At 44.2% G+C, this 5,756-nt stretch carries 3 protein-coding genes and 2 pseudogenes; 3 read left to right on the top strand and 2 right to left on the bottom strand.

Annotated elements, in window-relative coordinates; all coding sequences use genetic code 11:
- Positions 1-78 precede the first annotated feature (78 nt).
- Positions 79-1,476: pseudogene (locus QUB30_RS34060) on the bottom strand (IS1634 family transposase); the annotation flags it as partial.
- A 750-nt stretch (positions 1,477-2,226) separates the two neighbouring features.
- Here QUB30_RS34060 and QUB30_RS32730 point away from each other — a divergent pair.
- The 3 genes from QUB30_RS32730 (at position 2,227) to QUB30_RS32720 (ending at position 4,689) form a co-directional block, all read left to right on the top strand.
- The gene (locus QUB30_RS32730; RefSeq protein WP_333342354.1) at positions 2,227-2,577 is read left to right on the top strand and encodes a hypothetical protein; all 351 of its coding nucleotides are present in this window, start codon (positions 2,227-2,229) and stop codon (positions 2,575-2,577) included.
- Between the two features lie 107 nt (positions 2,578-2,684).
- Positions 2,685-4,205 carry a stress-responsive protein Ycf46 gene (gene ycf46, locus QUB30_RS32725; protein ID WP_333235371.1) on the top strand — a complete coding sequence of 507 codons (1,521 nt, stop codon included), beginning with the start codon at positions 2,685-2,687 and terminating at the stop codon, positions 4,203-4,205.
- A gap of 130 nt (positions 4,206-4,335) precedes the next feature.
- Positions 4,336-4,689, top strand: coding sequence for a DUF1257 domain-containing protein (locus tag QUB30_RS32720; RefSeq protein WP_006635781.1), 354 nt, complete (start codon positions 4,336-4,338; stop codon positions 4,687-4,689).
- Positions 4,690-5,220: 531 nt separating this feature from the next.
- Here QUB30_RS32720 and QUB30_RS32715 read toward each other — a convergent pair.
- A pseudogene (locus QUB30_RS32715) lies at positions 5,221-5,634 on the bottom strand (transposase); the annotation flags it as partial.
- Between the last annotated feature and the right edge of the window lie 122 nt (positions 5,635-5,756).

Below are 5,756 nucleotides of genomic sequence, written 5' to 3'. Positions count from 1 at the left end.
AACATGGCTCAAGCGCAACGAAGTGCTGGCTTTAATCTTAACACACTCAAAATCTTGTTCAGAATGAAATAGCCCTGCCATTATCATGGCAATTGCTTCTACTCTCTCGGGTTTTTTCACGAAGACGCTTGAGGTGAAAAATCATGGATCTTTTAAGAATCTAAATCCTCTTTCGTTACTTTGTTGGTCTTTGTATTCTTCTAATATTTGCTGGTTGGTTCTTTCGTTTTTATCTAAGATGTTTGTTGCCAGTATAAATTTCCCTGCTTTGATTTTTTCGGCTGATATTATTTCGGGTCTGGTTTCTATTTTACCGATTATTTGATAGGATATTGTGTCTATATTACTAGCTTTATTGGTGGTTTTTATTGGTTTTTTATGGCTTTTTTCTTGACATTCAATTTCGGTAATTTGGTGATATTTCCAGGTGTCTGATAGATTTTTTATGGCGGTTTATGCGTCGGCAACACAGGCGAATTTTTGCCGGGAAAGCTTGCGTAGTGATGCTTGGGCGCTTGAGTCTTGTTTGTTTACTTCTTTGTCTATTTGTTTGATGCTTGCTTGTTTTCTGAGTTCACTTTCTATGACTAACCATCTTTGTTGGATGTTTCCATATTCGCTAGCTCTTTCGGCTATTTTATATCTTTTTTTTGAGCTTGATTGCCATTCGCTTTCTTGGATGTCTACGATTTTCTCTTGGGCTGATTTTAGGCTTGATGGGACTCTTGTTATCCATTTCATTGCTGTCATTGCTGATAGGTTGTCCCTGGTGTATAAGGCGCGGTCTGCTACGCAAATTCCTTCAAATGTCCACTGTTTTTTGAATTCTTTTAGTCTTGATACGAATACGCTTTTGTCGTCGATGTTTCCTGAATCTATTTTTAAATATAGTGGTATGTCTCCGTCTCCTGTTACAATCATGTCTATGATAAATTGTTTGAGGTCTGGTCGATGGTCTCTGGAATATCCGTGAACTATTTCTATTGGTTTCATTTCGGATGTTTCTGGTTCGCGTTCTTTTTCTGTTTGGTCGCTGTTTTCAACTTGGGTTTTATATTCTCCTTGTACGTACATTGAACTTCCATCAAGCGTGGATGCTGTTCATTTTTACTGAGAAATTATGGGCGGCTTTCATGGCGATTGTTGTGAAGAGTTTTGTTCTACTTGATAATATTTGTCGAGGGCTCTTCCGAGTCTATCGTCGTTTAGATGTTCTGGTAGTATTCCCTTTCCGATTAGATGTGATGTTGCTTTTCCTACGAAAAATTCCTCGAATATGTATAATGGGGCGCTCAAAAATCCTAGTCCATTCAAAATCATTGCTTTCATGACTTGTCCGGGGGTGACAATTTCTTGGGTTGTTATTCCTACTATTTTCTTGACTTTTTCTACTAATTCCATCTCGTCTATTATGCCTGCTACTATTCCTAGATGGTCTAAATTTAGGACTTTTATGGCTTCTTGATGCTCATTCATGGTTTTTTCCTCTTTGATTCTAATTCGTTCATTGTAAGTCAAAAAAGCCTGAAATAATTACGGGGCAATCACTTCAGACTTTAATTTTTAAAATTTATAACCATCAATTCTATTTAAAGACCTGCGGAATGTGGGTTACAAGTAAAATAAAAACTTATGTTGAGCGTTGGCGGGCAATAGCGCGAGCGAACTTTTTTGAGTTTTTTGGACTTATTCAGCAAGCCCTAATTAAATGGGGTCGCAAAATCAAAAATAAGGGCAATGCTTGTATCACAGTTTAAATGTGCAACAGCTTATCGAGTGATGGCAACGCGCTACGATAAGCGAGCCTGAAAGTTTCTGGGTGCCATTTATCTAGATGCTTCCGTAATTTGGCTCAATTGATGACACGCCCTTGTAGGTTTTCCAAAACAGGCATAGATTTTATCATACTTTTGTATACTTGCAAAATCGGGATGCTCCCCGCGCCGCAAGAGGGCATCAAAGGCTTTCCGGTTTAATCCGGTCATCGCCCGTAGCAATCAGTCACGGTGAGCGTGTACGTTTGATGTTGAGCATTCCCCTCACCCTGTCTAGTTTTCTCTGCTATTTCCCAACAAGTCTCTTATTTTTCCGTTTTTAACCGCCCCAAATTCACGGTATTTGTAACGAAATATTACAAGATGACGTTAAAGCAGCATAGAGGCTTGACAGCAAAAAATTAAGCGACTAATCTGATATACATACCCGGGTAAGTCAATTCACTGTCATATGCAAGAAAAGCAAAAAGTTACATTGTATCTTCCACCAGAACTGCATCGCCAGCTCAAAATCCGAGCCGCAGTCGAAACAGAACCGATGTCATCAATTGCAGAAAGGGCAATTGTCTTCTACCTAGGAAATCCCGAACTGGTTGACGAAGTAGAAGCCTCCTACGGACAAACTCATCGGGTATACAACTGTCCAGAATGCACGGGTTCATTAGTAATGCGAGATGGAGAACTGGCATCCGTTACCAGTCAGCCGAGCGTATTGGCTGAGCAGGATCTTCCAGTAAAGCAGGTGTCTGGCGTCAGCGCTAGCACAGCCCAACCGGGAGAGGAAGAATTGGTTCCCTGCTAAGAATGCCTTGCTTCCCCAAAAAGCTAGAACTGAAAATTTCAGTAAGAGGGCTAATGGCAGCATTGAGATTCAGCAAAGATAGCACCTTCTCTAGTGGGTCGAGGAATATGCAAGAAGAGATCAGTATTCTAATCCAAGCTCAATATCCTCTGATCTACCTCGTGACATCCGAGGAAGAGCGGTGTGAGCAAGCAATTTCTGTAATAGCTAAAGCCAAGCCGCAGGGACGAGTGTTCGTGTGGACTGTCACCCAAGGCATGGTAGAGTACGGTCAACCTCGTGCAAACACTCAGCAAAGCACCCTCTCGCCACAGGCAGCAATTGAATGGGCAATTAGGCAGCGGGAACCCAACGACAATCGAAGTATCTATATATTCAAAGACCTGCATCCTTTTAAAGATGATGCCACTGTAACCAGGTTGTTGCGGGATGCGATCGCAAACTTCAAAGGAACACACAAGACAATTATACTGATGTCTCCTTTACAGCAAATTCCGATCGAGCTAGAAAAGGAAGTAGTGGTATTAGACTTCGCGCTCCCAGACATGAAGGAACTAAACCAAGTATTGTCTAGCCAGTTGGAGCAAACCAAATCGCGACGCATTACCACAGAGGCACGAGAAAAACTTTTAAAAGCAGCCTTGGGATTGACCAAGGACGAAGCTGAAAAAGTTTATCGCAAAGCGCAAGTTTCGATGGGGCGCTTAACTGAAGAAGAAGTAGACATAGTTCTGTCGGAGAAAAAGCAACTAATTAGGCGCAACGGCATTCTAGAGTTCATTGAAGAAGACGAAACCCTGGATGCAGTCGGCGGTTTAGAAGAGCTGAAGCGGTGGCTTAGGCAGCGTTCCAACGCCTTTACAGAAAGGGCGAGAGAATACGGTCTGCCTCAACCAAAAGGGATGTTAATTCTCGGGGTACCGGGATGCGGAAAATCGCTGATTGCCAAAACTACCTCCCGCCTATGGGGACTGCCCCTGCTGAGGCTAGATATGGGCAGAGTCTACGACGGCTCGATGGTGGGTCGATCGGAAGCCAACCTGCGCAACGCCCTCAAAACCGCAGAATCCATCTCTCCAGCCATCCTCTTCATCGACGAACTAGACAAAGCCTTTGCAGGAGGAACTGGTTCTGCCGACTCAGACGGAGGCACCTCCAGTCGGATTTTCGGTTCCTTCCTTACTTGGATGCAAGAAAAGACTTCCCCAGTCTTCGTAATGGCAACAGCCAACCGAATCGAGCGGTTGCCGGGTGAGTTTTTGAGGAAAGGCCGGTTCGACGAACTCTTCTTTGTTGACCTGCCTACCAAGGAAGAACGCCAAGATATCTTTAAGATTCACCTGTCAAAGCGGCGTCGGGACATCTCTCGCTTCGATTTAGAGCAACTTTCCAACGTTTCCGACGGATTTTCAGGTGCAGAAATTGAGCAAGGGCTAGTAGCAGCCATGTACGAAGCCTTCGCTCAAGATCGAGAATTTACGCAGCTAGATATCATCGCGGCCATTAAATCCACATTGCCACTGTCTAAAACCATGACCGAACAGGTGACTGCCCTGCGGGATTGGGCTAGACAGCGCGCACGGCCCGCTGCGTCTTCCGTCGCTGAATACCAGCGAATGGAATTCTAAAAGCTTTCTCCTGGTCCAAACAGGAGCAAAGGCTAGCAATAGCTAGCAGTTCGATTGAAGAGCCGCCCAGCGGCACCGTTAAATCCAGACCGTTGTTGTTTCTCTCTCAGTTTTATTAGGAGGAAATCCAATGTCTCACTTTAGCACTCTGCGTACCAAAATCACCGATGCCGAAATCCTGAAAGCTTCCCTGCGCGACTTGGGCATTTCAGTCAAGTCCGAAGCTGATGTTCGTGGCTATAACGGTCAGCGCGTTCGCTCCGACATCGTGGCGATTCTGGAAGGCGAATACGACCTGGGTTGGTCTCGCAATAGCGATGGTTCCTTTGACCTGATTGCCGACCTCTGGGGCGTCGCCAAAAAGCACAATCAAACTGAGTTAATCAACTCCATTAACCAGAAGTACGCCGTTAACAAGACCTTGGCAGCAGTCAAGCAGCGCGGTTTGCAAAACGCCAACGTCAAGCTGGTAGTGCAAAATTAATCGTTCTGCGCGTTCCCAAGCTCGCGGGTTAACCAAACAAACGGGTTAACCCGTTTTTCCCTAGCTAGGATGTAGAGTGGGGTTGTTGGGCCGCCACATACTTTTTTAGCACCCCAAGCAGCAGCTCTCAACGTGAAAGCTGCTGCTTTAATGGTCAGCTACCTAATAGACATCTCCGAAAATCTCTAAATTCCCTGTATCGCTACTTTTTGTCGAGATCGCACTCAAGTGCTTCACGGGGTGACAACCCCGTCAGAACATAGATAGAATCAAGCACATAGCCCTCAGACCCCTCTGAAAAAATGGTAGCTTATTACGCCTTATTCTCATTAATTGGCCTACTATTCCTTGACTTGCATTCCATACCAACTCCCTCCGCTTCGCTGCGCCCAACATTGACCATATAATCCAATCCAAAAACTACTAGACCGACGCGGAGATCGCCTGGACTCGTTAACACGACCCATGTATTTCTTAAGTCCCATTTGCTTGAGCTGGTGTCATTGTAAAATCGCACAACTATAGCCTTTCTCAGGTAGATGAGGTACAATAACAGCAGTGAGTAAACCAATTCCAGAAGTCTTGCTCGTCAACTTGCTCAAAGGCTCTCGTTATTGCTTCGGACAATGCTTTATAAGTTCTCGCCCCCAAAGTACGGAGAATGCCTTTAACTTTGGACCAAAAATTTTCAATTGGGGAGAAATCCGGAGAATACGGGGGGAGAAATATTAACCTTGCCCCGGCTTTTTTTATGGCTTTTTCTATTTCTTCGCCCTTGTGAATGCCATAGTTGTCCATTAATACACAAGCTCCTTTCCAGAGCTGAGGAACGAGTTTTCTGATAATAAAAGCCTCGAAAGTAATGCCATCTATTGAGCCTACTAAATTCACAGATGTTAAAATTTTTCTGAGGGATATTGCTCCCAATATCCATACATTTGGGCCACGCCTATTTGGTTTTTTTCAATAGAACTCTTGAACCTTTTAAACCTTGTCATTACCAACATTTTTCAAACGACTGGGTTGTAAAATCAGCAGCCCAGCACATATCCATCAATCGACTAAAT

Source organism: Microcoleus sp. BROC3 (genome assembly GCF_036702515.1).
Lineage (GTDB): Bacteria > Cyanobacteriota > Cyanobacteriia > Cyanobacteriales > Microcoleaceae > Microcoleus.
This window is presented reverse-complemented; position numbering and strand designations above follow the sequence as displayed.

Bases quoted from the DNA above. Each gene is read 5' to 3' on its own strand.
- QUB30_RS32730 (WP_333342354.1), top strand. From the start codon at position 2,227: ATGCAAGAAAAGCAAAAAGTTACATTGTATCTTCCACCAGAACTGCAT.
- ycf46 (WP_333235371.1), top strand. From the start codon at position 2,685: ATGCAAGAAGAGATCAGTATTCTAATCCAAGCTCAATATCCTCTGATC.
- QUB30_RS32720 (WP_006635781.1), top strand. From the start codon at position 4,336: ATGTCTCACTTTAGCACTCTGCGTACCAAAATCACCGATGCCGAAATC.